This window comes from Bacillus sp. SRL337, from assembly GCF_984799155.1.
The window spans coordinates 4,629,666-4,654,916 of the sequence record NZ_OZ481793.1 but is presented as its reverse complement, the minus strand read 5'-3'; the positions used below and the strand labels follow the sequence as shown (position 1 = coordinate 4,654,916).

General features: G+C 42.0%; 25 protein-coding genes. 24 read left to right on the top strand and 1 reads right to left on the bottom strand.

What is annotated here, in order from left to right; translation table 11 throughout:
• Positions 1-794: 794 nt before the first annotated feature.
• The 11 genes from rpmH to AC4E8A_RS23170 all read left to right on the top strand — a co-directional run bounded on the left by rpmH (position 795) and on the right by AC4E8A_RS23170 (position 12,066).
• Entirely contained in the window at positions 795-929 is a 135-nt protein-coding gene (gene rpmH / locus AC4E8A_RS23220) for a 50S ribosomal protein L34 (protein ID WP_006837292.1), read from the top strand.
• A gap of 175 nt (positions 930-1,104) precedes the next feature.
• On the top strand, positions 1,105-1,476 hold the full coding sequence (gene rnpA, locus AC4E8A_RS23215; RefSeq protein ID WP_490196186.1) for a ribonuclease P protein component: 372 nt from the start codon (positions 1,105-1,107) through the stop codon (positions 1,474-1,476).
• 165 nt (positions 1,477-1,641) lie between these two features.
• Positions 1,642-2,421, top strand: coding sequence for a YidC family membrane integrase SpoIIIJ (gene spoIIIJ, locus AC4E8A_RS23210; RefSeq protein WP_490196184.1), 780 nt, complete (start codon positions 1,642-1,644; stop codon positions 2,419-2,421).
• On the top strand, positions 2,418-3,038 hold the full coding sequence (gene jag / locus AC4E8A_RS23205) for an RNA-binding cell elongation regulator Jag/EloR (RefSeq protein WP_490196183.1): 621 nt from the start codon (positions 2,418-2,420) through the stop codon (positions 3,036-3,038). The genes spoIIIJ and jag overlap by 4 nt, the downstream gene beginning before the upstream one ends.
• Before the next feature lie 654 nt (positions 3,039-3,692).
• Positions 3,693-5,078 carry a tRNA uridine-5-carboxymethylaminomethyl(34) synthesis GTPase MnmE gene (gene mnmE, locus AC4E8A_RS23200; RefSeq protein WP_490196182.1) on the top strand — a complete coding sequence of 462 codons (1,386 nt, stop codon included), beginning with the start codon at positions 3,693-3,695 and terminating at the stop codon, positions 5,076-5,078.
• Positions 5,079-5,140: 62 nt separating this feature from the next.
• Positions 5,141-7,030 carry a tRNA uridine-5-carboxymethylaminomethyl(34) synthesis enzyme MnmG gene (gene mnmG, locus AC4E8A_RS23195; RefSeq protein ID WP_490196180.1) on the top strand — a complete coding sequence of 630 codons (1,890 nt, stop codon included), beginning with the start codon at positions 5,141-5,143 and terminating at the stop codon, positions 7,028-7,030.
• 376 nt (positions 7,031-7,406) lie between these two features.
• Positions 7,407-8,123 carry a 16S rRNA (guanine(527)-N(7))-methyltransferase RsmG gene (gene rsmG / locus AC4E8A_RS23190; RefSeq protein WP_490196179.1) on the top strand — a complete coding sequence of 239 codons (717 nt, stop codon included), beginning with the start codon at positions 7,407-7,409 and terminating at the stop codon, positions 8,121-8,123.
• Between the two features lie 259 nt (positions 8,124-8,382).
• Entirely contained in the window at positions 8,383-9,276 is an 894-nt protein-coding gene (gene noc, locus AC4E8A_RS23185) for a nucleoid occlusion protein (protein WP_490196177.1), read from the top strand.
• Positions 9,277-9,581: 305 nt separating this feature from the next.
• The gene (locus AC4E8A_RS23180; protein WP_490196176.1) at positions 9,582-10,343 is read left to right on the top strand and encodes a ParA family protein; all 762 of its coding nucleotides are present in this window, start codon (positions 9,582-9,584) and stop codon (positions 10,341-10,343) included.
• Entirely contained in the window at positions 10,336-11,184 is an 849-nt protein-coding gene (locus AC4E8A_RS23175; protein WP_490196174.1) for a ParB/RepB/Spo0J family partition protein, read from the top strand. The genes AC4E8A_RS23180 and AC4E8A_RS23175 overlap by 8 nt, the downstream gene beginning before the upstream one ends.
• Positions 11,185-11,349: 165 nt before the next feature.
• Positions 11,350-12,066 (top strand): DUF554 domain-containing protein, encoded by a 717-nt coding sequence (locus AC4E8A_RS23170; protein WP_490198969.1) that lies wholly within the window; start codon positions 11,350-11,352, stop codon positions 12,064-12,066.
• Positions 12,067-12,108: 42 nt separating this feature from the next.
• Here the strand turns inward: AC4E8A_RS23170 and yyaC are convergent, their stop codons facing one another.
• Entirely contained in the window at positions 12,109-12,729 is a 621-nt protein-coding gene (gene yyaC, locus AC4E8A_RS23165; protein WP_490196173.1) for a spore protease YyaC, read from the bottom strand.
• 193 nt (positions 12,730-12,922) lie between these two features.
• Here yyaC and AC4E8A_RS23160 point away from each other — a divergent pair, with 193 nt between their 5' ends.
• The 13 genes from AC4E8A_RS23160 (at position 12,923) to AC4E8A_RS23100 (ending at position 25,237) form a co-directional block, all read left to right on the top strand.
• Positions 12,923-13,873, top strand: coding sequence for a mechanosensitive ion channel family protein (locus AC4E8A_RS23160; RefSeq protein ID WP_490196171.1), 951 nt, complete (start codon positions 12,923-12,925; stop codon positions 13,871-13,873).
• 13 nt (positions 13,874-13,886) lie between these two features.
• Complete coding sequence (locus AC4E8A_RS23155; protein WP_490196170.1) at positions 13,887-14,084, top strand: DUF951 domain-containing protein; 198 nt, start codon at positions 13,887-13,889, stop codon at positions 14,082-14,084.
• A 249-nt stretch (positions 14,085-14,333) separates the two neighbouring features.
• Positions 14,334-15,434 (top strand): redox-regulated ATPase YchF, encoded by a 1,101-nt coding sequence (gene ychF, locus AC4E8A_RS23150; RefSeq protein ID WP_490196168.1) that lies wholly within the window; start codon positions 14,334-14,336, stop codon positions 15,432-15,434.
• A 145-nt stretch (positions 15,435-15,579) separates the two neighbouring features.
• A complete protein-coding gene (locus tag AC4E8A_RS23145) occupies positions 15,580-15,933 on the top strand; it encodes a PadR family transcriptional regulator (protein ID WP_490196167.1) in 354 nt (117 codons plus the stop codon).
• Positions 15,911-16,555: a DUF1129 family protein gene (locus AC4E8A_RS23140; RefSeq protein WP_490196166.1), complete on the top strand. Its 645-nt coding sequence runs from the start codon at positions 15,911-15,913 to the stop codon at positions 16,553-16,555. Before AC4E8A_RS23145 ends, AC4E8A_RS23140 begins: the two co-directional genes overlap by 23 nt.
• Before the next feature lie 474 nt (positions 16,556-17,029).
• Complete coding sequence (gene rpsF / locus AC4E8A_RS23135; RefSeq protein ID WP_490196165.1) at positions 17,030-17,317, top strand: 30S ribosomal protein S6; 288 nt, start codon at positions 17,030-17,032, stop codon at positions 17,315-17,317.
• Between the two features lie 77 nt (positions 17,318-17,394).
• A complete protein-coding gene (gene ssb, locus AC4E8A_RS23130) occupies positions 17,395-17,934 on the top strand; it encodes a single-stranded DNA-binding protein (RefSeq protein WP_490196164.1) in 540 nt (179 codons plus the stop codon).
• Positions 17,935-17,977: 43 nt separating this feature from the next.
• Positions 17,978-18,211 carry a 30S ribosomal protein S18 gene (gene rpsR / locus AC4E8A_RS23125; RefSeq protein ID WP_044022817.1) on the top strand — a complete coding sequence of 78 codons (234 nt, stop codon included), beginning with the start codon at positions 17,978-17,980 and terminating at the stop codon, positions 18,209-18,211.
• Positions 18,212-18,521: 310 nt separating this feature from the next.
• Positions 18,522-19,457, top strand: a complete 936-nt coding sequence (locus AC4E8A_RS23120) for a YybS family protein (protein WP_490196162.1) — start codon at positions 18,522-18,524, stop codon at positions 19,455-19,457.
• A gap of 31 nt (positions 19,458-19,488) precedes the next feature.
• On the top strand, positions 19,489-21,462 hold the full coding sequence (locus AC4E8A_RS23115) for a DHH family phosphoesterase (protein WP_490196160.1): 1,974 nt from the start codon (positions 19,489-19,491) through the stop codon (positions 21,460-21,462).
• Complete coding sequence (rplI, locus tag AC4E8A_RS23110) at positions 21,459-21,908, top strand: 50S ribosomal protein L9 (RefSeq protein ID WP_490196159.1); 450 nt, start codon at positions 21,459-21,461, stop codon at positions 21,906-21,908. Before AC4E8A_RS23115 ends, rplI begins: the two co-directional genes overlap by 4 nt.
• A gap of 127 nt (positions 21,909-22,035) precedes the next feature.
• Positions 22,036-23,400 carry a replicative DNA helicase gene (dnaB, locus tag AC4E8A_RS23105; RefSeq protein WP_490196158.1) on the top strand — a complete coding sequence of 455 codons (1,365 nt, stop codon included), beginning with the start codon at positions 22,036-22,038 and terminating at the stop codon, positions 23,398-23,400.
• Between the two features lie 550 nt (positions 23,401-23,950).
• Entirely contained in the window at positions 23,951-25,237 is a 1,287-nt protein-coding gene (locus tag AC4E8A_RS23100; protein ID WP_490196157.1) for an adenylosuccinate synthase, read from the top strand.
• Positions 25,238-25,251 lie beyond the last annotated feature (14 nt).

The following is a 25,251-nucleotide window of genomic DNA, read 5'->3' as shown; positions in this document are numbered from 1 at the left end:
ACTGGTCCCCTCCTTTTCCTCAAAGAGTATGTACAACAATTGTACAAGCTGACTCTCTAGTAACACGTTGTTATTCATAAAAATACAAAACTATGAATGTGGAAAAATATATAATAAGGAAGAAAAACGGTTATTCGACAATATCCACCTTTTGTGGACAACCTTTTACAAAGGCTCTGTATAAACTATCCACAAGTTATCCACCAATTGTGGATAACGCATTTTACCAACAATAGTGATTCAGAGTGAAAACACAATAATCATATCAGAATATCCTTGCAGTTGCAATGACTTTTAAAGTTTATCCACAATACCCTTTTCTTGTTGAAAAAACTTTTCCACAGGCTATTTATATGTTAAAAAGGTGTCAATATGTGTTGTGGATAGTTTATTTTCATGTCGAAAAATATCCACAAGGGGTGTGGAACAGGATTTTTCTATAGAAATGTACAATTTTAAGAAAGAATGTTTTTGTTGAAGATCTGGTCGAGGAAATCTTTAGCCAGCTGCCAAAAATTTTGTGCGAGTTAAAGTGATGTTTTACTAAAGGAAGAAAGAAAAGCTGGTAATTTAATGTTTAAAGTTACCCATGCTTTACTTCTTGAAAAATTCAAATGGTATACGCCCTGTGGAGTCGTGGCTTTGGGGTGGAATTCAGCAATGATAATTTCAAGATATCTTTCTTGCCAATTTAAAAAAGAGGTGGTATTGACATTTAAAGATCCTCTCCTTATAATTGAAAAGACTGTCTTAAACCTATAATTTTTATCCATTCCTTTAGGGAGGTGTCATATATGAAAAGAACGTTTCAACCAAATTCTCGTAAAAGAAGCAAAAACCACGGTTTCCGTGCACGTATGAGCTCAAAAAACGGCCGTAAGGTTCTAGCTCGCCGTCGTCAAAAAGGAAGAAAAGTATTATCTGCCTAGGCCACTGAATTTATCAGTGGTCTTTTTTCAATTATTGTAGGGAAAATTGCCAAAGTAACGGTGAAGGGACCAGCAGCTGCAATTCGCTTCTGGTGTTTCGCCAAACGCAGTATAAAATCATCTACAATAGAGAAAACAGGTAATAGATTTACTTTTAGAAATAGCAGGTGGGTAAATGCGAAAAGAACAACGAGTTAAAAAGAATGCTGAGTTCCAAGAGGTATTCAAAAAAGGGACATCCATTGCCAACAGGCAGTTTGTCGTATACAGACTACAAAAAGAAGACCAGATGTCTTTCCGGATCGGTCTTTCTGTCAGCAAGAAAATTGGAAACGCTGTCGTCCGTAATCAAATCAAAAGATATATCAGACAGGTTTTTCTGGAGTTGAAAGACGAAGTGAAAAACAATTTTGATTACGTCATTATCGCCAGGAAACCGGCGGCCGATATGGATTTTCATGAAGTGAAAAAAAGCTTGATCCATGTATTGAAGAAAAGCAAGGTGTTAAAAGTCAGTCAGCAACCATCGAATGACAAAAAGAGATAGGAAAATCGTAAGAACTTAGACAAGTTTCTACAGCATAGAAACTGTAAAAGATGTTACAATGTCTCTGAGTTTTCCGTTTCCGGTAATTGAAAATCAGATAATCGGAATAGTTAAGGGACAAGCCAGGTTGTCCAACCAAAACAGATATACAGGAGGAAACAGAGGGTGAAAAAAAGATTATTAGCCGTGCTGGTCTTGATCGGGCTTGTAGCATTCCTGTCAGGGTGTACGCAATACAACCAACCGATTACAGCAGATAGCACAGGTTTCTGGAATGAGTACATTGTCTATCCTTTATCGTTATTAATCACAAAGGTATCGGAATTTTTTGGTGGAAATTATGGATTGGGAATTATTCTTGTTACATTGATTATCCGTTTGGCGATCCTGCCTTTGATGATCAAGCAGACGAAAAATTCCAAAGCAATGCAGGCACTTCAGCCAGAAATGAAAAATCTGCGTGAAAAATACAGCTCAAAAGATGCACAGACACAACAGAAATTACAACAGGAAACGATGGCACTGTTCCAGACCCATGGTGTCAATCCGTTGGCTGGATGTTTTCCATTAATTGTCCAGATGCCGATTCTCATCGGTTTCTATCATGCCATCAGCCGGACACAAGAAATCAAGAATCATACTTTCCTTTGGTTTGACCTTGGCCAGCCGGATCCATTGTATTTGCTGCCTTTAATCGCAGGTGCTACTACATTTATCCAGCAAAAAATCATGATGGCCGGAACAGCCAATCAAAATCCGCAAATGGCGATGATGCTTTACATCATGCCAGTCATGATCGTCATTTTTGCAATCAACTTCCCGGCAGCCCTTTCATTGTACTGGGTAGTCGGTAACCTGTTCATGATTGCTCAAACTTACTTCATTAAAGGTCCTGATATAAAAGAACAAAGGGAACTTGCTAAAAATGGAGGAAACAAAAAGTGAGAGAAGTAACTGCTACTGGTCCATCGGTCGAAGAAGCAGTGGAATCCGCGTTAGCTCAATTAAACATCACAAGAGAAGAAGCAGAGATTAAAGTCCAGGATGAAGGGAAAAAAGGTCTATTCGGCCTTTTTGGATCCCGTCCTGCAACAGTTCTTGTCAAGAAGATCATCAATCCATTTGATGAAGTAAAAGAATATTTGATCTCTGTCAGTAAGATGATGGGAATAGATATTGAGATCGAAGTAAAAGTGGATGGCCGAAATGCTGAGTTCGAGCTTTCAGGTGAAAAGATTGCCTTGCTGATTGGAAAAAGGGGGCAAACGTTAAACTCCCTGCAGCATTTGGCGGGTCTTGTAGCAAACCGCTATTCTGAGCAATTTTTAACAGTCGTTTTAGATGCCGAAAATTACCGTGAAAGACGTAAACAGACTCTTTCAAACTTAGCTGATAGACTTGCAGAGAAAGCGGTCAGGACCAATCGGAAAGTTTCGTTGGAACCGATGCCGTCGTATGAACGGAAAGTGATCCATTCTGCTTTGGTCAGATCAAGAAAAGTCGAAACCTTTTCGGAAGGCAAAGAACCTAATCGATATATCGTCATTGCTCCGAAAAGATAATAGAAAAAGAATCCAGGCTGAGTATCCGGCCTGGATTTTTTATTGTTAAGAAACTAAAAAAGTCTGGGGAGTGGGTACGAAAGATAAATCACTGAAAAGGTGATCTTATTAAGATCACAATTACAGGCTTGCTTACCTTTCGTTGATTGGAATCCTGATTTGAGAACCTAATAGTAAGCTTAAAAAACCAGATTCTTTGCATTGTTTCGCACATTATCTGCTTTGATTCCATTTATAAAGGCTTTTTTTCTATAGATTCCTGCTTTCAGAAAAACCCAAAGAGCTGAATCTTTCCCCTGGCTACTCTGTCTCTAAACAGAGAGAACAGCTCCTTTCTTTCAGAGTACTTCAGATGAAAAGGGCTTTTGAAAAAAGAATAGCGGTATAAGAAGATTCGCTTTATTGTTATTCACATGTGGATAAGTTAAAATGAGAGAATGAGCAAAATGTCTTTGTGGATAATTGAGGAACCAACCTTTTGCATCGACAGGGATTATGATATTCTAATCATTTAGAGGATAGTACGCCTATTAAATACACTCCGTTGTTTCTATAGATATTTCTTTACCGGAATGGCTATCTTATTAAAAAAGCTGTACCGGATCATTTGTTGTGTTCGGAAAGATAAAACCGTCAGGAAAAGAGGTGAGAGAGATGGAATTTGATACAATAGCAGCCATTTCTACTCCAATGGGCGAAGGAGCGATTGCCATCGTCCGGTTGAGTGGAGACGACGCTTTCGATATCGCCGACAAAGTATTTAAAGGGATCAAGGGTCATTCAGTTCATGATTTTGCCTCCCATACCATCAATTATGGTAATATCATCGACCCTAAAACAGGTGCAGTCGTGGAGGAAGTCATGATGTCTGTCATGAAAGGCCCGAAAACCTTTACAAGGGAAGATATCATTGAGATCAACTGCCACGGCGGTTTGGTCTCTGTCAATAAAGTCCTGCAGTTAGTTCTCAAAAATGGAGCACGTTTAGCAGAGCCAGGTGAATTCACAAAAAGGGCTTTCCTTAATGGAAGGGTCGATTTGTCCCAAGCTGAAGCGGTCATGGATCTCATCAGAGCGAAAACAGACCGGGCGATGAATGTCGCGCTAAACCAGATGGAAGGTCGTTTATCCAAGCTGATCCGCAAGCTGCGCCAGGAAATCCTTGAAACCCTCGCTCATGTGGAAGTGAATATTGACTATCCTGAATATGATGATGTCGAAGAGATGACACATGATGTACTGCTGGAAAAATCGAAATACGTACGTGAAGAGATTGAAAAGCTTCTGCGTACCTCTGAGCAGGGAAAGATTTTAAGAGAAGGTCTTTCTACAGTCATCATTGGAAGGCCGAATGTCGGAAAATCGTCGTTGTTAAACAGCCTTGTCCATGAAAACAAGGCCATAGTGACCGATATTCCCGGAACCACCCGCGATGTCATTGAAGAGTATGTGAATGTCCGCGGCGTACCGCTCCGCCTTGTTGATACAGCCGGTATAAGAGAAACTGAAGATATAGTTGAAAGAATCGGTGTGGAAAGATCGAGGCAAGTATTGAAGGAAGCTGATTTAATCTTGCTTGTCCTCAATTACTCAGATGAATTCACTCATGAAGATGAACAGCTGTTTAAAGCGGTAGAAGGCATGGATGTCATAGTCATTATCAACAAAACTGACCTTCCCCGGAAAATTGATATGGATAGAGTGAAAGAATTGGCCACAGAGCACGCCATTGTGACAACGTCCTTATTGGAGGAACAGGGGATTGATGAACTGGAAGAAGCGATTTCTTCATTATTCTTCGCTGGATCAATTGAAGCGGGTGACATGACATACGTATCAAACAGCCGCCATATTGCCTTATTGAATCAGGCACATTCGTCCATTGATGAAGCCATTAATGGAGTAGAGATGGGAACCCCGATCGATATTGCCCAAATTGATTTGACCCGGACGTGGGAACTTCTGGGGGAAATTATTGGGGAAAGTGTCCATGAGAGCTTAATTGACCAGCTTTTCTCTCAATTCTGTTTAGGAAAATAACGGTTCATTTACAAAACATTTTAACGATAAGAATCATCACTATTAAGGAGGAAACGAAAACGATGCAATATGAAGCAGGACAATTTGATGTCATCGTTATCGGCGCTGGCCATGCAGGTGTGGAAGCGGGATTGGCAGCTGCCAGAATGGGTGCAAAAACCCTGATGGTAACCATTAACCTGGATATGGTCGCATTCATGCCGTGTAATCCGTCAGTCGGCGGACCGGCAAAAGGAATCGTTGTCAGGGAGATTGATGCACTTGGCGGTGAGATGGGCAAAAATATCGATAAGACCCATATCCAGATGCGTATGCTGAATACTGGGAAAGGCCCTGCTGTACGGGCATTAAGAGCGCAGGCAGATAAATTTGCCTATCAGCACGAAATGAAAAAGACAATCGAGAACGAAACAAATATGACTCTTATGCAAGGAATGGTAGACAGCCTCATTATTGAAGATGGCGATTGCAAAGGGGTCGTTACCCAAACAGGGGCGGCCTACCATGCCAAAACAGTCGTCATCACGACAGGAACATTCCTTCGCGGCGAAATCATTCTTGGAGATTTAAAATACTCCAGCGGGCCTAATAACCAGCAGCCTTCCATCAAGCTGTCGGAACATTTGCAGGAAATTGGCTTCGATATGGTTCGGTTTAAAACGGGAACACCCCCGAGAGTCAACAGTAAAACCATTGATTATTCCAAAACGGAAATTCAGCCTGGAGATGAAGTTCCACGTGCGTTCAGCTATGAAACGACAAAATACATCACTGATCAGCTGCCTTGCTGGCTGACGTATACCAATGCGGAAACTCATCAATTGATCGATGATAATTTAAGCCGTTCGCCTATGTACTCAGGAATGATCAAAGGTACCGGCCCGCGTTATTGTCCATCTATTGAAGATAAAGTGGTGCGCTTTCATGATAAACCAAGGCACCAGATTTTCCTTGAACCGGAAGGAAAAAACACGCAGGAAGTGTATGTGCAGGGATTATCGACAAGTCTTCCAGAAGACGTTCAGATGAAAATCCTTGCCACAATCCCAGGCTTGGAAAAAGCTCAATTGATGAGGGCCGGATATGCCATCGAGTATGATTCGATCGTACCGACACAGTTATGGCCAACATTAGAAACAAAGAAAATCAAAAACCTTTATACTGCCGGACAAATCAACGGTACATCGGGTTATGAAGAAGCTGCAGGACAAGGGTTGATGGCGGGGATCAATGCTGCCTGCAGAGCTTTGGATAAAGATGAAGTAATCTTAGACCGCTCTGATGCTTATATCGGAGTCCTGATTGATGATCTGGTGACCAAGGGAACCAATGAACCTTACCGTCTCCTGACTTCCCGTGCTGAATACCGCCTTCTGCTCCGCCATGATAATGCTGACCTTCGCCTGACGGACATCGGCCACGACATCGGGTTGATATCAGATGAACGTTATGAGCGCTTTTTGATGAAAAAAGCATCGATTGAAGAAGAAAAAGAACGTCTGCAATCCATAAGGCTGAAGCCAAACGAAGAAACACAAAATGTGATTAAAGATGCAGGCGGAAGCGAATTGAAAGACGGCATTCTTGCTTCCGAGCTTCTCCGCCGTCCGGAAATGAATTACGGACACATCAAATTATTAGCACCAAGAGAAGAGCCGCTTACAGAAGATATTGAAGAGCAAGTGGAAATTCAAATTAAGTATGAAGGCTATATTGAGAAGTCCCTTCAGCAGGTCGACAAAATGAAAAAGATGGAAAACAAGAAGATTCCTGATTTAATCGACTATGATGCCATTAACGGCCTAGCTTCCGAAGCAAGGCAAAAACTGAAAGAAGTTCGTCCGCTATCATTAGCCCAAGCTTCAAGGATATCGGGAGTGAATCCAGCCGACGTTTCCATTTTGCTTGTTTATATTGAACAAGGTAAAATCGCGAAGGTATCTGCTGAGTAAGTAAGATAAAAATAATGTTCGTTTGGTTAAGCAGCTTCAAGCGATCATTTTCAAAGAAAATGATTTTGTGTAAAACAGTCTAAGCAGATTGTTTGGCGTGAAAAGATATGCGAGCTTGTTGCGGAAACAGCGGAACAGGTGAGATCAAGGTTACATTCCAAAGGAACGTAACCCGCATCAAGCGGCAGGCAACTAGAAGATTCGATCCCTCGCCTTGAGATAAATCCAATCGGCCTGCTGCTATTATCCCAGAGCAACGGTACAGTCTGTACGGATCTGAACAGCCGCTATAATACCGACCGTGCCGCAGAGACTTGCATAATGACATGGAAATTCAACAACCTTTTCAAAAGAGCACTATGGAAGGATTGAACCAATGAATAGTACCCAGTTTACTGAGATGCTAAGCGCAAAAGGCATCCATCTGACTACAAAGCAGCTGTCCCAGTTCGAAGAATATTATGAAATCCTTGTCGAATGGAACAATAAAATGAATTTGACAGCCATCACAGATAAAGAAGAAGTATACCTGAAGCATTTTTATGATTCGATCACAGCAGCCTTTTATCTGGATTTCAACCGTAATATGCGTGTGTGTGATGTCGGTGCAGGCGCTGGCTTCCCGAGTATCCCTTTGAAGATCTGCTTTCCGCAGATTGATATCAGCATAGTCGATTCATTAAATAAACGTATTACATTCTTAAATCATTTATCAGAAAAGCTTGGTCTCGAAGGCACTCACTTTTATCATGACCGTGCCGAGACATTTGCCCGCAAACCGGAACATCGGGAGCAATATGATCTTGTTACTGCAAGAGCCGTAGCCAGGATGTCTGTTTTAAGCGAATTATGTCTTCCATTAGTGAAGAAAAATGGAACCTTCGTCGCCATGAAAGCAGCAAGTGCTACAGATGAAATGAACATAGCAAAGAAAGCCATCACAACACTAGGGGGAGAATTGGAAGAAGTTCATTCCTTTCAGCTTCCGATTGAAGAAAGTGAAAGAAACATCATTGTTATTCAAAAAGAGAAGCCGACACCTAAGAAATACCCAAGAAAACCGGGAACACCGAACAAGCTTCCATTAGAGTAACAACCTAGAATCTATATTTAGTAACTGGTTCCTGTAAATTACTTTGAATGATAAACGATAATGGCACGCAAAAAGAAAAGATCTATTCATCTTTTTGTTGCTGCCTGTTGATTTCCATGTCAGGAACAAGGGATTAACTAAGCAGCTTGATGAAAATACTGTCGATTAATAATGTATTTAAATGTCAAAGTAATTGCAGGAACTTGTCATATGATAGAGAATAGTAAATAAGGGAGTTCCTTAAAGGTGGTGTAGGAAGATGAAGCATCCTTTCTCTCGTTTTTTTGGCTTGGGAGAAAAAGATCAAGAGATTGATCAGGAAAATGATCAAGGGAATGATCAAGAAGTAGAATCAGTTATCACAGATACAAACGACAGAGATGAAGTAAAGAATATCCCTGTTTCTCAAATTGTCCCAAACCGTTTCCAGCCAAGAACGATCTTTAACGAAGAGAAGATTGAAGAACTATCTAGAACAATTCATACTCATGGGATCATACAGCCGATCGTCCTGCGTGAAAGCGGAGAGAACCAGTATGAAATCATTGCAGGCGAGCGTCGATTCCGGGCTGTTTCATTGCTTGGATGGGAAACCGTACCTGCCATTATAAAGAATATGACAGATACAGAAACTGCTTCTGTTGCATTAATAGAGAACCTGCAAAGAGAAGAACTGTCACCGATTGAAGAGGCCATTGCTTACGGCAAGCTGCTTGAACTTCATAATCTTACCCAAGAAGCGCTGGCACAGCGGCTTGGTAAAGGACAATCAACGGTTGCCAACAAGTTGAGGCTGTTAAAACTTCCTGAAGAAGTGCAGGAAGCGATTCTTTCCAAGCAGATTACGGAAAGACATGCAAGAGCACTCATACCATTGAAGAAGGCAGAAAAACAAGTAACCCTGCTTCAGGAGATAATAGAGAAGAACTTTAATGTGAAACAAACAGAAGACAGAGTGGATAAAATTCTCTCTGAGGGTAATGAGAAACCGAAGCCGAAACGGAAGGCTTTCAGCAAAGATATGAGAATTGCGGTTAATACCATCCGCCAGTCCCTGTCCATGGTTTCAGACAGCGGAATCAACCTGGACTCCGAGGAAGAAGAGCATGAAGAATACTACCAGTTTACGATCCGTATTCCTAAGAAAAAATAATTCATAGTCTGCTATTCTTATTGATTCACTTTTTTACCTTTTCCTGTACCGCCCGCCCTGCGGAGTCGTGCATCGCGAGCGGAAATCATCCATAGACAACAATGCTAATAAAATAAATTCAGTGAGAAACGGCTTAATGGTTTCTCACTTTTTGTATGTGGATAACCAAAATAATTGGAAATAGAATTTTTTTGAAATGAAAGACAAACTATTCCTGAATTTTGATAGAATAGAAGGTAGACAATAAAACTATTTATTATTCATAGACTAAATAGAACTGGAAGTTTAAAGGGCAGGTGAAGACCTTGGGCAGAATAATTGCCATTACCAACCAAAAAGGCGGCGTAGGCAAAACGACGACATCCGTCAATTTGGGGGCATGCTTAGCATACATAGGAAAGAAAGTGCTGCTTGTGGACATTGATCCGCAAGGGAATGCCACAAGTGGGGTGGGCATTGAAAAAGGCGATGTCCAGGAATGTGTTTATGATATTTTAGTAGATGATGCCGAAATCAAGGACATAGTAAAACCAACAACAGTCGAACGTCTATATGCTGTTCCGGCTACCATTTCATTGGCGGGTGCGGAAATTGAGCTTGTGCCGACCATTTCCAGGGAGGTACGCTTAAAGAGGGCTCTTGAAAAAGTGAAAGATGACTATGACTATATCATCATTGATTGTCCACCTTCTCTGGGATTATTAACGATCAACGCTTTAACAGCTTCTGATGCTGTGATCATTCCGGTCCAATGTGAGTATTACGCACTGGAAGGGTTGAGTCAGCTCCTAAGCACAGTCAGACTTGTGCAAAAGCATCTGAATCACGACCTGTCCATTGACGGAGTATTGCTGACAATGCTCGACGCCCGGACCAACCTTGGGATCCAGGTCATCGAAGAAGTGAAGAAATACTTTCAGGATAAAGTATACCGTACCATTGTTCCCCGAAACATTCGGTTAAGCGAAGCACCGAGCCATGGAGAACCAATCATTGTGTATGATGCCAAATCCAGAGGTGCAGAAGTTTATCTAGATCTAGCAAAGGAAGTGGCTGCTAATGGCTAAAGGACTAGGTAAAGGGATCAACGCATTGTTTACCAATGTTGACGCTAAAGAAGAAGCGGTACAGGAAATCGGCTTGAAAGAATTAAGACCCAACCCTTATCAGCCTCGTAAGGTATTCGAACCGGAAGCCATCGAAGAATTAAAGGAGTCCATTATAGAGCATGGAATCCTCCAGCCTATCATTGCGAGAAAAAGCATTAAAGGATATGAAATTGTTGTAGGAGAAAGAAGGTATAGAGCTGCCAAAGCTGCAAAGCTCGATAAGGTTCCGGTTGTCGTCAGGGAACTGACAGATAAGCAAATGATGGAACTTGCTGTACTTGAAAATCTTCAGAGAGAAGATTTATCTCCAATTGAAGAAGGTAATGCCTATCAATTGTTAATGGATAAGTTAGATCTCACCCAAGAGCAGCTCGCCAAGCGCTTGGGTAAAAGCCGGCCGCATATCGCAAACCATATCCGCCTTCTATCCCTGCCTCCGCAAATCCAGCAGCTGATTATTGATGATAAAATTACGATGGGACACGGCCGTGCATTGCTTGGCTTAAGGAAGAAAGAGAACCTTCAAAGTGTTGTAGAAAAAATCATCAAAGAGTCTTTAAATGTCAGGCAGCTGGAGAAGCTGATTCATGAATTAAATGAAAATGTTTCACGTGAAACAAAAAAGACGGAAAAGAAAGATGTCTTCATTAAAGAACAGGAGACTCTTTTAAGGGAAAGATTCGGAACTAACGTTTCGATAAAGCAATCCAAGAAAAAAGGGAAAATTGAATTTGAATTCTTTTCTCAAGATGATTTAAATCGAATTCTTGAGCTGTTGAGTCATATGGAAGATAGATAAGCATAACTTTTTGAACTGACCATTTAGAATGGTCGGTTCTTTTTGTATCCTTATAAGTTTGAAGATGATTCTTTTCTCCTGAATGTAAAATAATAGTAGGCAATTCAAATGAAAAGTGCTATTTTAGTAGAAAGTATTTCGATAATCGAAAAAGGGGAACATTCTATGGTACTATTAGGAACAATTGTAAACGGAGCATGCATCATTATAGGGACTCTCCTAGGGAAGCTGCTCCATCGTATACCTGAGAATATGAAAGGAACGGTCATGTATGCGATCGGGCTGGCAGTTATGGTCCTTGGGTTGCAAATGGGGATGAAAAGTGAAAATTTCCTTATCGTTATAATCAGCCTGGTTCTAGGGGCAGTGATTGGTGAGTGGTTGGGCCTTGACGATAAATTGAACTCTTTAGGGAGCTGGCTGGAAAGGAAATTGGGATCGCAAGGTGAAACAAGCATATCCCAGGGGTTTGTGACCGCAACACTAATATTCGTCATCGGTGCAATGGCAGTGATAGGTGCATTGGACAGCGGGATCAGGGGAGCGCATGATGTACTTTATACAAAGGCGATCATTGATGGTTTCACTTCCCTTATTCTTACGACTACATTGGGGATTGGGGTAATGTTCTCTGCCATCCCTGTCATCCTTTATCAAGGAACGATCGCCTTGTTTGCTACACAGATCGATCGCTTTGTTCCGCAGGCTGTCATGGACTCTTTTATCATTGAAATGACGTCTGCCGGTGGGATTATGATCTTTGCCATAGGTCTTAATTTGGTCGGATTAACCAAAATCCGTGTTGCGAACCTTCTTCCCGGAATAGTAGTGGTAGCCGCAGTTGTTTCCATTATCTATGGATATCAAGAGTACATAATATAGTAAAAAACACACTAAGCCTCCCGTGCCTGGTGTGTTTTCAGATTAAAGCAATGGCTGCTTTTCTTCACTTATAGTCATTTTGAAAAATGACTCTTTTCGAGGTCTTATTTTGCTTGCTGAATAAATTCCTTCTGAAATGATTCTGGCCATCTTAAGGACAAGGTTCAACCTTGTATTTTGCAGAACGAAAAATTCCATGAAGCCGCTCACATTGACAATGCCGGTGATATGGATATCCCCGACATCCGGAAGTTCCTTGTTAACGCCGGCCCCTGGCTTTACAGGTCCGCTTCCCAATTGAATGGCACCGACACTTTTTAATCTCCCCAGGCAGGCATCAATTCCAATGATGAAGGGGTTATGGTGTGTCTTCATGATTTCTGCGAGCTTCTCTTCCAAATTAACGGCGTGGATTGGATCATCCAGTGTTCCATAAATATGAAAACCGTCCGTTACTTTTTCTTCTAAAAAGGTGCCGACGAGTGGTCCCAAGGAATCGCCTGTTGAGCGGTCCGTTCCGATACAAACGATTACTACGGGTCTTGTAGCTGCTGGAAGCATTGTGAGCAGTTCCGCAGAAATCGACGCTGCTGCTTTGTCATCATCATGCAGCACACGGTATGGCTCAGGTTTGCGCTCAAATAACCCTTTTTTCAGATTCATTCCTTCCACTCCTTTGCAAATAGTATTAACAGTATACGGAAACTCAGGCTTATCTATTCATAGTATTATGTATTTGTCACAAACTAAGACTTTTTAAACAAATTTTTGACAGTTTGCTTGCTGCTATTCAAACGAGGGTAAACTTGATACAATGATATATATTTTCTGAGAGCTTTATAGGAGTGAGATTCTTATGAGTGCAACAAATGAAGGAAATGCAAAAGATGAAGTTCAAAAACAAGTTGAAACTACCAAGGAAGCAGCGAAAGGATTCTGGGACAGATTAATCAGTGATGATTTCTGGATTACTATCGGTATCGGGGCTGTAAAGATTCTTTTAATCATAATATTGACGGCTGTGATCCTTAAAATCGGAAAATCAGTCATCAGGAATATATTCAGGGTAAGGTCACGTTCCCCATTCAAAATCACGGAAAGACGAGAGGCTACATTAAGTAAACTTTTGGAGAATGTCTTGACCTATGTTGTTTATTTCATAGCGATAACTATGGTGTTAACCAATTTGGGAGTGGAGATTGGGGCTCTCTTAGCCGGTGCCGGAATCGTCGGACTGGCAGTCGGTTTTGGAGCACAGAACCTCGTTCGTGATATCATCACAGGGTTCTTCATTATATTCGAAGATCAGTTTTCTGTCGGTGATTATGTACGGGTAGGCAATGCAGAAGGATTTGTTGAAGAGATAGGCTTGCGCACCACCAAGATTAAGAGCTGGACAGGAGAGTTGCACATCCTCCCAAATGGGAATATTGCCGAGGTAACCAACTTTTCCATCCACAATAGCATTGCAATCGTGGATGTCAGCATAGCCTATGAAGAAAATATAGAAGAAGCCGAAAAAGTGATAAGTGAATTTCTGCAGACCTTGCCACAAAAATACGAGGAATTAATAAATCCACCTGATCTGTTAGGTGTACAAACGCTCGGAGCATCTGATGTAGTAATGCGGATCATTGCAGAAACTGCACCAATGCAGCATTGGGCACTTGCACGTAAAATTCGAAAAGATGTTAAACTGATTCTGGATAAACATGGAATTGAAATCCCATTCCCGCGTATGGTTATGTATAACAGACAGGAAGAGGAAATTATCGAGAAAAGTATGAAGCAGCTTGATAGCGAGTAGGGAGGAAATGGATATGGAGCCAAAAAGCTTTCAATTATATGATGTCGTTGAAATGAAAAAGCCGCACCCATGTGGTGTTAACCGCTGGAAAATCATCCGGATGGGCATGGATATCCGGATTAAATGCCAGGGCTGCGACCACAGCATCATGCTTCCACGAAGGGATTTCTCCAAGAAAATGAAGAAGGTTCTGGAATCTGCAGGTGAATAGATAAATAAGGGAAATTAAAGAGAGCATCCAAATGGGTGTTCTCTTTTCTGTACTGGAAGAATACATAATAGGGTGATTTTTTTACATATATTTAACTGGTGGAATGAAATCCTAGGTATCTCCCTTCCCCTCCCCTTGTGTTTCTATCACTTAAAACCTATAATTAGAAAAGGTTTGAATAAACGTAGACACTTACTGCCGGGTAACAGGCAGAATAAATATAGTTCCATTTAATGAGGAGTGACCAAAATGGCTTTAACAGCTGGAATCGTTGGTTTGCCGAATGTTGGGAAATCAACTCTATTTAATGCAATCACAAAGGCAGGAGCAGAGTCTGCCAACTATCCATTCTGTACAATCGACCCCAATGTCGGAATAGTAGAGGTTCCTGATTACCGTCTCGATAAATTGACTGAGCTGGTTGAACCTAAGAAAACAGTGCCGACTGCATTCGAATTTACCGATATTGCCGGAATTGTTAAAGGTGCAAGTAAAGGCGAAGGTCTTGGTAATAAGTTCTTATCTCATATCCGCCAGGTAGATGCGATCTGTCAGGTAGTCCGCTGCTTCGCTGATGAAAATATCACACACGTCTCTGGAAAAGTAAATCCGCTTGATGATATTGAGGTCATCAACCTGGAGTTGATTCTTGCCGACCTTGAATCAGTAGATAAACGAATTACACGCGTTCAAAAATTAGCTAAGCAAAAAGATAAAGAGGCTGCTTATGAGCATGAAATCCTCTTGAAGTTGAAAGAAGCGTTTGAAGAGGGCAGATCCGCTCGTACGGTTGAATTTACCGACGAACAGTTGAAAGTCGTAAAAGGCCTTCACCTTTTGACAATCAAGCCTGTCCTTTATGTAGCCAATGTAAGCGAAGACGATATCGCAGATCCTTCTGATAATGAATATGTTCAGCAGGTGCGTGAGTTTGCAAAGGGCGACAATGCAGAAGTCATCGTTGTCTGTGCGAAAATCGAATCAGAGATCGCCGAGCTTGATGAGGAAGAAAAAGCAATGTTCCTTGAAGAACTTGGCATTGAAGAGTCAGGATTGGATCAATTAATCCGTGCTGCCTATGATCTCCTTGGGCTTGCAACCTATTTTACAGCAGGTGTACAGGAAGTCCGGGCATGGACATTCCGCCAGGGCATGAAAGCACCTGAGTGTGCAGGCATCATCCATACTGACTTTGAAAAAGGTTTTATCCGTGCCGAAACAGTGTCATATGATGATCTTGTTTCCAATGGTACCATGGCTGCCGCTCGTGAAGCCGGGAAAGTAAGACTTGAAGGAAAAGAATATATAGTTAAAGACGGAGATGTCATCCACTTCCGCTTTAATGTTTAATGGTCAAAGCTGTCCTTAAAATTGGGCAGCTTTTTCTATTGACAAATGGATGCAATTACCATTAAACTATAGCTATCTTGCAAAACAAGGTATTATTTTTTTGTGCTGGTACCTTGCAAAACAAGTTAGAGAGGATTTTACCGATATGTCACTAAAAAGTCAGATGTTAAAAGGAATTTTGGAAGGCTGTATTTTGGCGGTCATTAATGACAGCCCGACATACGGCTATGAGCTATATGTGAAACTTGCCGCCAAAGGAATGGATTCTGTAAGTGAAGGTTCAATCTATCCCATTTTATTAAGACTTCAAAAGGAAGGGCTGATCATAGGGAAAATGCAAAAGTCAGCAAGCGGACCCAATCGGAAGTACTATACGTTAACGGACGACGGCAAGATGGCTTTGGTACAGTTCACTGCTGAGTGGTCAAAACTTGGTGCCTCAGTGAACTTGATTATAAAAGGAGGTATAAATTCAGATGACTGCCAAGGAAATGATTGAAATTAACAACGTCAGGAGAGAGAATCTCCATGAAGGAAATAAAAAGTATTATGAAGATATGCTTATTTACATCAGATCAAGCGATGTTGATGAGCAAGCGGGTGAAGAACTGCTTTTAGAAATCTTGGAACATTTGCTGGAAGCACAGGGTAATGGCCAGTCCGCAGAAGAAATATTCGGAAATAAACCCAAACAATACTGTGATGAATTACTCGAAGGACTTCCTAAAGAATCATTAAAAGACAAGGTGCTCATGTATGTATATATTACGGCTTCAGGGATGAGCTGGTACTTCCTTATCACGGGAATCTTCTCCCTCTTTTTCCCTGATAAGAACAGCATATCCCTTACCCCGATTATTGTGTCGGTCTTTTTCATGGGAGCTGTTGTGCTGTTGACCTTTAAATTGATGAAATGGACCACTTACAAAAAGAAATCCAACTTATGGCTGTTATCTTTAGGTGCACTTATTAATGTGGTCTGGATAGGTCTGCTTGTCTATCTGGAACTGCAAAATGCTTTTCAGTATGAAATGGCCTGGCCGGTGTATACCTCCCTTGTCATTGGAGTCATTCTAATAGGATTATCTTGGGTACTGCGTTATAGGGTCATCAAGTTCTAACGAAAGCTATCTAAAATCGATCTCCTATCTTAGGATATGAACGAGCGAAAACTCCTGCCGGAAATGCCGGTAGTCCGACTGCTTCCGCTTTTTTACTGCCAGCCGCGCAGAGCCGCATACCTGGAGTCGGAATTTATTTCAGAACTCTGCGAAAGGCTGTTCGCTTCAATAATAGCTTTTGGAAAAATCCCTAAAGCCGGATTTCCCAAAGGGTACTAGAAGTTTTCCCATTCAATAGGGAAGCAGCTCTTTTCTATCTTGTTTACAAATGTTTTTTGGGTGAATTAGATCTGGTTATAGCAGCAACGTTAACGAAAACAGCCTGGCAGAAGAAAGAAATTCAACGTATTTCCGTGGCGTATTGCATTAGTTTGTCCACTATGATATAATTCTAACTTGTGAGTAATGTGAATATATTGCTCCTTGCTCTTCTGCCGAGAAGAGCCGCATAGACCATAAGGAGGTGACTAGAAGATGAGAAAGTACGAAGTTATGTACATTATCCGTCCTAACGTTGATGATGAAACAAAAAAATCAGTTGTTGAGCGTTTCGATAACGTCTTAACATCTAACGGTGCGGAGATCATCGAGTCTAAAGAGTGGGGTAAACGTCGTTTAGCTTATGAAATCAACGACTTCCGTGATGGATACTACCAATTGGTGAAAATCCATTCCAACAATGAAGCGGTTTCTGAGTTCGATCGTTTAGCTAAGATCTCTGACGATATCATCCGTCATATCGTAATCAAAGAAGAAGAATAATCCAGCCGTTTTTTGAAAACGAAAACTTCTGACTTGTTTCTTGTGGAACATTTGTTGGAAGGAAGGGGTTGATTCTGATGATGAACCGAGTAATACTCGTGGGTCGCTTAACGAAGGATCCAGAATTAAAATACACTCCTAACGGGGTACCCGTGGCTACTTTTACCCTTGCGGTGAATCGTACTTTTACGAATCAGCAGGGTGAGCGTGAAGCGGACTTTATTAATTGCGTTGTATGGCGTCGTCCAGCCGAAAATGTGGCAAACTTCTTGAAAAAAGGAAGCCTTGCCGGTGTTGACGGCCGAATCCAAACTCGTAATTTCGAGGGACAGGATGGCAAGCGTGTCTTCATGACTGAAGTCGTTGCTGAGTCCGTTCAATTCCTTGAGCCTAAGAACTCCAGCCAAGGCGGAGGTTCCGTTTACCAAGGTGAACGCGGCAGCAGCAATTATGGCGGCGGTCAGAGACAACAACAAGACTATTCATATGGTCAAGATCAGAATCAGCGCAATAATAACAACAACAACCAGAACCAGAACTATACGCGTGTGGATAATGACCCATTCGCAAATGACGGTCAGCCGATCGACATTTCGGATGACGATCTTCCATTCTAAATTTCTTATAAATACAAAATAAATATGCAAGGAGGCGTTATCTATGGCAATGCGCAGAGGCGGACGCAGACGTCGTAAAGTGTGTTATTTCACTTCAAACGGAATTACACACATCGACTATAAAGATGTAGATCTTCTGAAGAAATTCATCTCTGAGCGCGGAAAGATCCTTCCACGTCGTGTGACAGGAACTAGCGCTAAATACCAACGCAGACTTACTCGTGCTATCAAACGCGCGCGTACAATGGCATTACTGCCTTACGTTGTAGGTGAATAATTATTAAATGAAAGAACAGCAGGAATCTTTTCTGCTGTTCTTTTTTATCTCTTCAAAAGCCTTTTTCTACAGTAAAGGCGGTGTTCTCAAGGTTTGCGAATGTTCCTTATTAGTTATACTGAGAATGAGATAGTAAAGCCGCATTTAAGGAAGCTGATTTGTGAGAGGATTTTGAACCTTTTAGAGTTCAATGTTAATGAATTGAATCTGTGTCTGAATATCGATAAAATTAGTGGTGTTTACATATAAACTAGGTAAGGACTTTAAGTGCAGAAGCGCACTTTAGGTTTGATGATTGAGGGGTGCTTTAGTGAAAAACGCCCGTATACTTACGGAAGGAGCATTGTTGCTCGCGATATATACTGTATTGCTGCTATTGACCGCGTATGTACCGGTTATCAGCATAGTCACCACCTTCTTTCTCGTGCTTCCTTTTATTATATACAGTGAGAAGCACGGGCTGAAGCCGGCACTTACGATGTTCGCTGGAGCTGTCTTTATTTCTTTGCTGGCAGGGGCTTTCCTGATCACGATCCCTTTAACCCTGTCCTTTGGGACTGTGGGTATCGTTATAGGGATGATGCTTCAGAAGGAAAAATCAAAAATGTCGATTTATCTCGCTTCAAGCTTAGTCTTTTTAGTCAGCCTCGTTATTCAATATGTTGTATCTATCCTATTTCTGAATATGAATATAATAGAGGATGCGATAGACCAGGCTAAGGATGTCGTGAATCAATCCATCAAGATGGCAGAAACTTTGGGTCAGCCTGTACCGCCGAATAGAATAGAAGAACTTCATACTGCAATGGAATTGTTTGATGTACTGATTCCGTCGGTCTTTTTGGTATCTTCTCTGGCAGTGATGTTGATTATCATCAGTGTGAATTTCCCTCTGCTTAGAAAAATGGGAATTCAGTCAGCCAAGTTCCCGGCTTTCAGAAATTGGAAGCTTCCGCAAAGCATTGTATGGTATTATTTAATTACACTGATTTTGATGATTACTGTCAGGCCGGAGATGGGTACATATCTTCATTGGGCGCTGTATAATCTATTTTATGTCCTACAGCTGCTGCTGGTAGTGCAAGGCTTCTCATTCATTTATTTTTTCGCCCATCTGAAAAAATGGCCGAAAGGATTACTGGTTTTAGTCACTGTATTAGGCTTCTTGCTGGTAGATTTCATGAGAATTATAGGTATTATTGATTTGGGATTTGATCTTAGACAGCGCCTTCAACGTAAGTCATAAGGTTAGCATTCTTATTTGAGGAGCTGAAATTATGCCATCACATTATAAAAAACGATTGGTCAGATATCCGCTGTATGGCCTTGCGGCTGTTTCTGCCTTTGTGCTGGGGGCAACAGCCTTGTACAATTGGTGGATTGCCGTTATTGGATTTGTTCTGCTGGCCGGCGTATTTTATATCGCATTTTATTATGAAAAGAAGACGTATAAAGCAACAGAGGAATATATCTCCACCCTCTCCTACCGGTTAAAAAGGGTCGGCGAAGAAGCGTTGATGGAGATGCCCATCGGTATTATGCTCATTAATGATGATTACTATATAGAGTGGACCAATCCGTTCATGGCTTCTTGTTTCAATGAAGATACACTGGTTGGACGTTCGCTTTATGATGTCGCCGATTCCGTTGTTCCGTTGATTAAGCAGGAAGTGGACACTGAAGTCGTTACATTGAATGAACGTAAATTCCGAGTCATCTTAAAGCTTGAGGAAAAGCTCCTCTATTTCTTCGATGTAACGGAACAAACTGAGATTGAGAAACAATATGAGGAAGAACGAACTGCCGTTGCCATTATTTTTCTTGATAACTATGACGAACTTACTCAAGGGATGGATGATCAAACACGGAGCAGCTTGAACAGTATGGTAACATCCATTCTTAATAAATGGGCTAAAGAATCTGGTGTCCTATTAAAAAGGATCTCTTCCGAACGGTTCATTGCCGTCTTTAATGAAAAAATCTTACAACAGCTGGAAAAAGATAAGTTTTCAATTCTGGATGATGTCAGAGACACAACTTCCAAACAGAATGTACCGCTCACCTTAAGCCTTGGTGTCGGAACGGGGGTATCAGCCCTTCCCGAGCTTGGTACGCTTGCCCAATCAAGCCTTGACCTTGCGCTTGGCCGCGGCGGGGATCAGGTCGCAATCAAACAGCCGAACGGCAAAGTGAAGTTCTATGGCGGGAAAACGAATCCTATGGAAAAACGGACAAGGGTTCGTGCACGGGTCATCTCACATGCTTTGAAAGAATTGATGGTTGAGAGTGATAAAGTCATCGTGATGGGGCACCGAATGCCTGACATGGATGCAATAGGTGCAGCGATAGGGGTTCGCAAAGTAGCGCAAATGAATCAGAAGGAAGGCTATGTAGTCGTTAATTTCAATGAAATTGACACTGGTGTGAAAAGGATGATGAATGAGATCAAGTCTAATCCAGATCTGCATTCGAGGTTCATATCACCTGAGGCAGCACTGGATCTGATGACAGATGATACCCTGCTTGTTGTGGTGGATACGCATAAGCCGTCGTTGGTCATTGAAGAACGCCTTCTCCAGAGAGCTGAACGGGTTGTTATCATCGACCATCATCGCCGAGGGGAAGACTTCATCAAGAACCCTCTGCTTGTTTACATGGAGCCTTATGCATCTTCAACAGCCGAGCTTGTGACAGAACTCTTAGAATACCAGCCGAAGCATGAAAAAATTTCCATGCTGGAAGCGACAGCATTATTAGCGGGGATCATCGTCGACACTAAGAGCTTTACGCTAAGAACCGGTTCAAGGACCTTCGACGCCGCTTCCTATTTAAGAGGTCAGGGCGCGGACACAGTCCTTGTACAGAAATTCCTAAAGGAAGACGTGGATACGTATATCAAGAGGTCAAGGCTGATTGAGACGGTCGATTTCTACTATGATGGTGTTGCAATAGCAAAAGGTGAAGAGGATGTCATCTATGACCCTGTGCTGATTGCACAGGCAGCTGATACTCTTCTGACGATGGACGGCGTCGTGGCTTCATTTGTCATCTCGAAAAGAACGGATGACCTTGTTGGAATCAGCGCCCGTTCACTTGGAGAAGTCAATGTCCAAATCATCATGGAAAGCCTCCAAGGAGGAGGCCACTTAACAAATGCTGCTACACAGCTTCCAGGCGTTGGCGTAGAGGAAGCAGAAAACAGTCTGAAAGTTGTGTTGGATGAATACTTTGAAGGGGGAAAAGAATCATGAAAGTCATTTTTCTTAAAGATGTAAAAGGTAAAGGGAAAAAAGGTGAAGTGAAGAATGTTGCAGATGGATACGCACATAACTTCCTTATCAAGCAGGGTCTAGCTGTAGAAGCGACTACCTCAAGTGTAAGCCAGCTGGAAGGCCAAAAGAATAAAGAAAAGAAGCAGGCTGCAGAAGAACTGGAAGAAGCAAAGAAATTAAAAGGCACATTGGAAAGTCTAACGGTCGAGATGAAAGCCAAATCAGGGGAAGGCGGCCGCCTGTTCGGTTCTATCACAAGCAAGCAAATTGCGGATGAACTGAAAAAAACGCATAAAATTAAAGTGGATAAGCGAAAAATTGAAATGAATGATGCAATCCGCTCATTGGGCTTCACGAACGTACCGGTTAAGCTTCATCAAGATGTTACGGCTACTCTGAAAGTGCATGTCACAGAAGAAAACTAATATTGGAAATCGATTTTACCGAAAAACGTGTTAAAATAGAATAGACTTATATGAATGTGATCAGGTGGTTCTGCCGGTCACATTTTTTATATTGAAAAAGATCCTTCTACCTGGAGGTTTACACTATATGAATGAAATATTATCCAATCATGTACCACCTCAAAACATAGAAGCCGAGCAGGCTGTACTTGGGGCAATATTTCTCGAACCCAGTACTTTGACTCAAGCATCGGAATCCTTGATCCCTGAAGATTTCTACCGCAGTTCCCACCAGAAAATCTTTAATGTAATGCTTAATCTCGGCGACAAAGGGAAAGCAGTTGACTTGATTACGGTCACTGAAGAGCTTTCTGCCATGAAAGAGCTTGAAGATGTTGGTGGAGTTTCTTACTTGAGTGAACTGGCAGGCTCTGTTCCAACTGCAGCGAACATTGAATATTATGCCAAAATCGTTGAAGAAAAGTCACTGCTCAGAAGGCTGATTCGAACAGCGACTACCATTGCACAGGATGGGTATGCCCGTGAGGATGAAGTCGATGCCCTTCTAAGTGAGGCCGAAAAAAATATTATGGAAGTGGCACAACGTAAAAATGCCGGAGCTTTCCATGATATCAAAGACGTCCTTGTGCGTGCATATGACAATATTGAACTTCTTCATAACCGTACGGAAGATGTGACGGGAATCCCTACAGGATTTGCCGATTTGGACGAGATGACAGCAGGTTTCCAGCGGAATGACCTCATTATTGTGGCTGCCCGGCCTTCGGTTGGTAAGACAGCCTTTGCCCTTAATATAGCTCAGAATGTGGCAACGAAAACAGATGAAAACGTAGCGATCTTCAGTTTGGAGATGGGTGCCGAGCAGCTTGTCATGCGTATGCTTTGTGCCGAAGGCAATATTAATGCACAGAATCTGCGTACCGGTTCCCTGACGGATGAAGATTGGCGGAAACTGACGATGGCCATGGGAAGCCTTTCAAATGCTGGAATTTACATTGATGATACACCAGGTATCAAAATTGGAGAAATCCGATCCAAATGCCGGCGTTTGAAGCAGGAACATGGTCTGGGAATGATCCTTATAGACTACTTGCAGCTTATCCAAGGAAGTGGCCGTTCAGGCGAAAACCGCCAGCAGGAAGTATCGGAAATTTCCCGTGAGCTAAAAGGACTTGCACGTGAATTGGAAGTCCCTGTCATTGCCTTGTCCCAGCTTTCCCGTGGGGTTGAGCAAAGACAAGATAAACGGCCGATGATGTCTGATATCCGTGAATCGGGAAGTATTGAGCAGGATGCCGATATCGTTGCCTTCTTATACCGTGATGACTATTATGATAAAGAATCAGAGAATAAGAATATCATAGAAATCATTATTGCCAAGCAGCGTAATGGCCCAGTAGGAACCGTTTCCCTTGCCTTTGTAAAAGAATATAACAAGTTCGTCAACCTGGAAAGAAGGTATGATGATGCCGGTGTTCCGCCTGGAGCATAAAGAGTCGGGGAGTATGTTCCCGGCTCTTTTTACGTGTTTGTGATGGAATTATCGCAGGCTCTAGGGATATTCCACCGATGATAACGCCCGGATACTGACAATGGAAGATGATCGTTGAATTACCTGATTCTAAATAGCTTTCCTGCTAGTAACGCGGCTGATTAGTCCAATCCCCTGGTTATAGACAGTGTCCTGATTTAAAATAGGGCGATTTGTGAGGAACCCCCCGGTTATAGGCAGTATTCTGATTTAAAATAGGTTGATTCATGAGGAACCCCTTGGTGACAGCCTGCACACCGGTTTTAAAAACAGGGTGTGCAGGCTATTAATCCTTTCTTTGTGGGGAAACGGACCAAAAAACATAAAAAGAATTCATAGTGAAAGGTCTATTTACACAAACTAATAGGTAGTCAGTTGGTATTTACGAACAAATAAAATATACTATATAAGCAATGTTCGTGTTTTCGTTGACTTTCCTATCTTTAAACTGATAAAATAGTGGTGTTTGATAAGAGAACGATTTATTAACCCTAGCGGAGGTGCTTTTGTTATGTCTTCAGTAGTAGTAGTCGGAACACAGTGGGGAGACGAAGGAAAAGGAAAGATAACGGATTTCCTTTCAGAAAATGCTGAGGTTATTGCCCGTTATCAAGGTGGTAATAATGCAGGCCATACAATCAAATTTGATGGTGAAACATACAAATTACATTTGATTCCATCCGGAATTTTCTATAATGATAAAACATCTGTGATCGGAAACGGAATGGTAGTAGATCCAAAAGCGCTTGTGAAAGAGTTGAAATACCTTCATGATCGCAATGTCACGACTGATAACTTACGCATCAGCAACCGTGCGCATGTCATCCTGCCTTACCATCTGAAGTTGGATGAAGTGGAAGAAGAACGAAAAGGCGCTAATAAAATTGGTACAACCAAAAAAGGAATCGGGCCGGCTTATATGGATAAAGCGGCGCGTAACGGAATCAGAATCGCCGATCTTCTTGATTTTGAATCTTTCAAAGAAAAACTTACTAGAAATCTTGAGGAAAAGAACCGTTTGTTAGAGCGTTTTTATGAAACAGAAGGCTTCACGCTTGAGGAAATCTTGGATGAATATTATGAATACGGCCAGCAGGTCAAGCATTATGTATGCGACACTTCTGTGGTATTGAATGATGCCCTTGATGAAGGCCGCCGTGTCCTTTTTGAAGGAGCTCAAGGGGTCATGCTGGATATTGACCAGGGTACTTATCCATTTGTAACATCCTCAAATCCTGTTGCAGGTGGAGTGACGATTGGTTCAGGTGTAGGCCCGACAAAAATCTCACATGTAGTGGGTGTATCGAAAGCCTATACCACTCGTGTTGGCGACGGTCCCTTCCCGACAGAGCTGACGAATGAAATTGGAGATCAAATCCGTGAGGTCGGCCGCGAGTATGGTACGACTACAGGACGTGCACGCCGTGTCGGCTGGTTCGACAGTGTCGTTGTGCGCCACGCTCGCCGTGTCAGCGGATTGACAGATCTGTCCTTGAACTCCATTGATGTCCTTACAGGGATTGAGACACTGAAAATTTGTACGGCGTATCGGTATAAAGGTGAAGTCATCAATGAGTTTCCTGCAAACCTGAATATCCTGGCAGAATGTGAGCCGGTATATGAAGAACTTCCTGGCTGGACAGAAGACATTACAGGCTGCAAAACATTAGGTGAACTGCCTGAAAATGCACGCCATTACCTTGAGCGTGTGTCCCAGTTGACTGGTATCCCATTGTCGATCTTCTCTGTAGGTCCTGACCGCTCTCAAACAAATGTAGTCAGAAGTGTGTGGGGCTGATTTTAAACAAAGGC

Coding starts and splice junctions, on each gene's coding strand:
- noc (WP_490196177.1), top strand. CDS start 8,383: ATGAAGCATCCTTTCTCTCGTTTTTTTGGCTTGGGAGAAAAAGATCAA.
- rpmH (WP_006837292.1), top strand. CDS start 795: ATGAAAAGAACGTTTCAACCAAATTCTCGTAAAAGAAGCAAAAACCAC.
- AC4E8A_RS23115 (WP_490196160.1), top strand. CDS start 19,489: ATGCCATCACATTATAAAAAACGATTGGTCAGATATCCGCTGTATGGC.
- AC4E8A_RS23100 (WP_490196157.1), top strand. CDS start 23,951: ATGTCTTCAGTAGTAGTAGTCGGAACACAGTGGGGAGACGAAGGAAAA.
- AC4E8A_RS23160 (WP_490196171.1), top strand. CDS start 12,923: ATGAGTGCAACAAATGAAGGAAATGCAAAAGATGAAGTTCAAAAACAA.
- rplI (WP_490196159.1), top strand. CDS start 21,459: ATGAAAGTCATTTTTCTTAAAGATGTAAAAGGTAAAGGGAAAAAAGGT.
- rsmG (WP_490196179.1), top strand. CDS start 7,407: ATGAATAGTACCCAGTTTACTGAGATGCTAAGCGCAAAAGGCATCCAT.
- AC4E8A_RS23140 (WP_490196166.1), top strand. CDS start 15,911: ATGACTGCCAAGGAAATGATTGAAATTAACAACGTCAGGAGAGAGAAT.
- AC4E8A_RS23145 (WP_490196167.1), top strand. CDS start 15,580: ATGTCACTAAAAAGTCAGATGTTAAAAGGAATTTTGGAAGGCTGTATT.
- AC4E8A_RS23155 (WP_490196170.1), top strand. CDS start 13,887: ATGGAGCCAAAAAGCTTTCAATTATATGATGTCGTTGAAATGAAAAAG.
- AC4E8A_RS23175 (WP_490196174.1), top strand. CDS start 10,336: ATGGCTAAAGGACTAGGTAAAGGGATCAACGCATTGTTTACCAATGTT.
- rnpA (WP_490196186.1), top strand. CDS start 1,105: ATGCGAAAAGAACAACGAGTTAAAAAGAATGCTGAGTTCCAAGAGGTA.
- rpsF (WP_490196165.1), top strand. CDS start 17,030: ATGAGAAAGTACGAAGTTATGTACATTATCCGTCCTAACGTTGATGAT.
- ssb (WP_490196164.1), top strand. CDS start 17,395: ATGATGAACCGAGTAATACTCGTGGGTCGCTTAACGAAGGATCCAGAA.
- ychF (WP_490196168.1), top strand. CDS start 14,334: ATGGCTTTAACAGCTGGAATCGTTGGTTTGCCGAATGTTGGGAAATCA.
- AC4E8A_RS23170 (WP_490198969.1), top strand. CDS start 11,350: ATGGTACTATTAGGAACAATTGTAAACGGAGCATGCATCATTATAGGG.
- mnmG (WP_490196180.1), top strand. CDS start 5,141: ATGCAATATGAAGCAGGACAATTTGATGTCATCGTTATCGGCGCTGGC.
- yyaC (WP_490196173.1), bottom strand. CDS start 12,729: ATGAATCTGAAAAAAGGGTTATTTGAGCGCAAACCTGAGCCATACCGT.
- mnmE (WP_490196182.1), top strand. CDS start 3,693: ATGGAATTTGATACAATAGCAGCCATTTCTACTCCAATGGGCGAAGGA.
- dnaB (WP_490196158.1), top strand. CDS start 22,036: ATGAATGAAATATTATCCAATCATGTACCACCTCAAAACATAGAAGCC.
- rpsR (WP_044022817.1), top strand. CDS start 17,978: ATGGCAATGCGCAGAGGCGGACGCAGACGTCGTAAAGTGTGTTATTTC.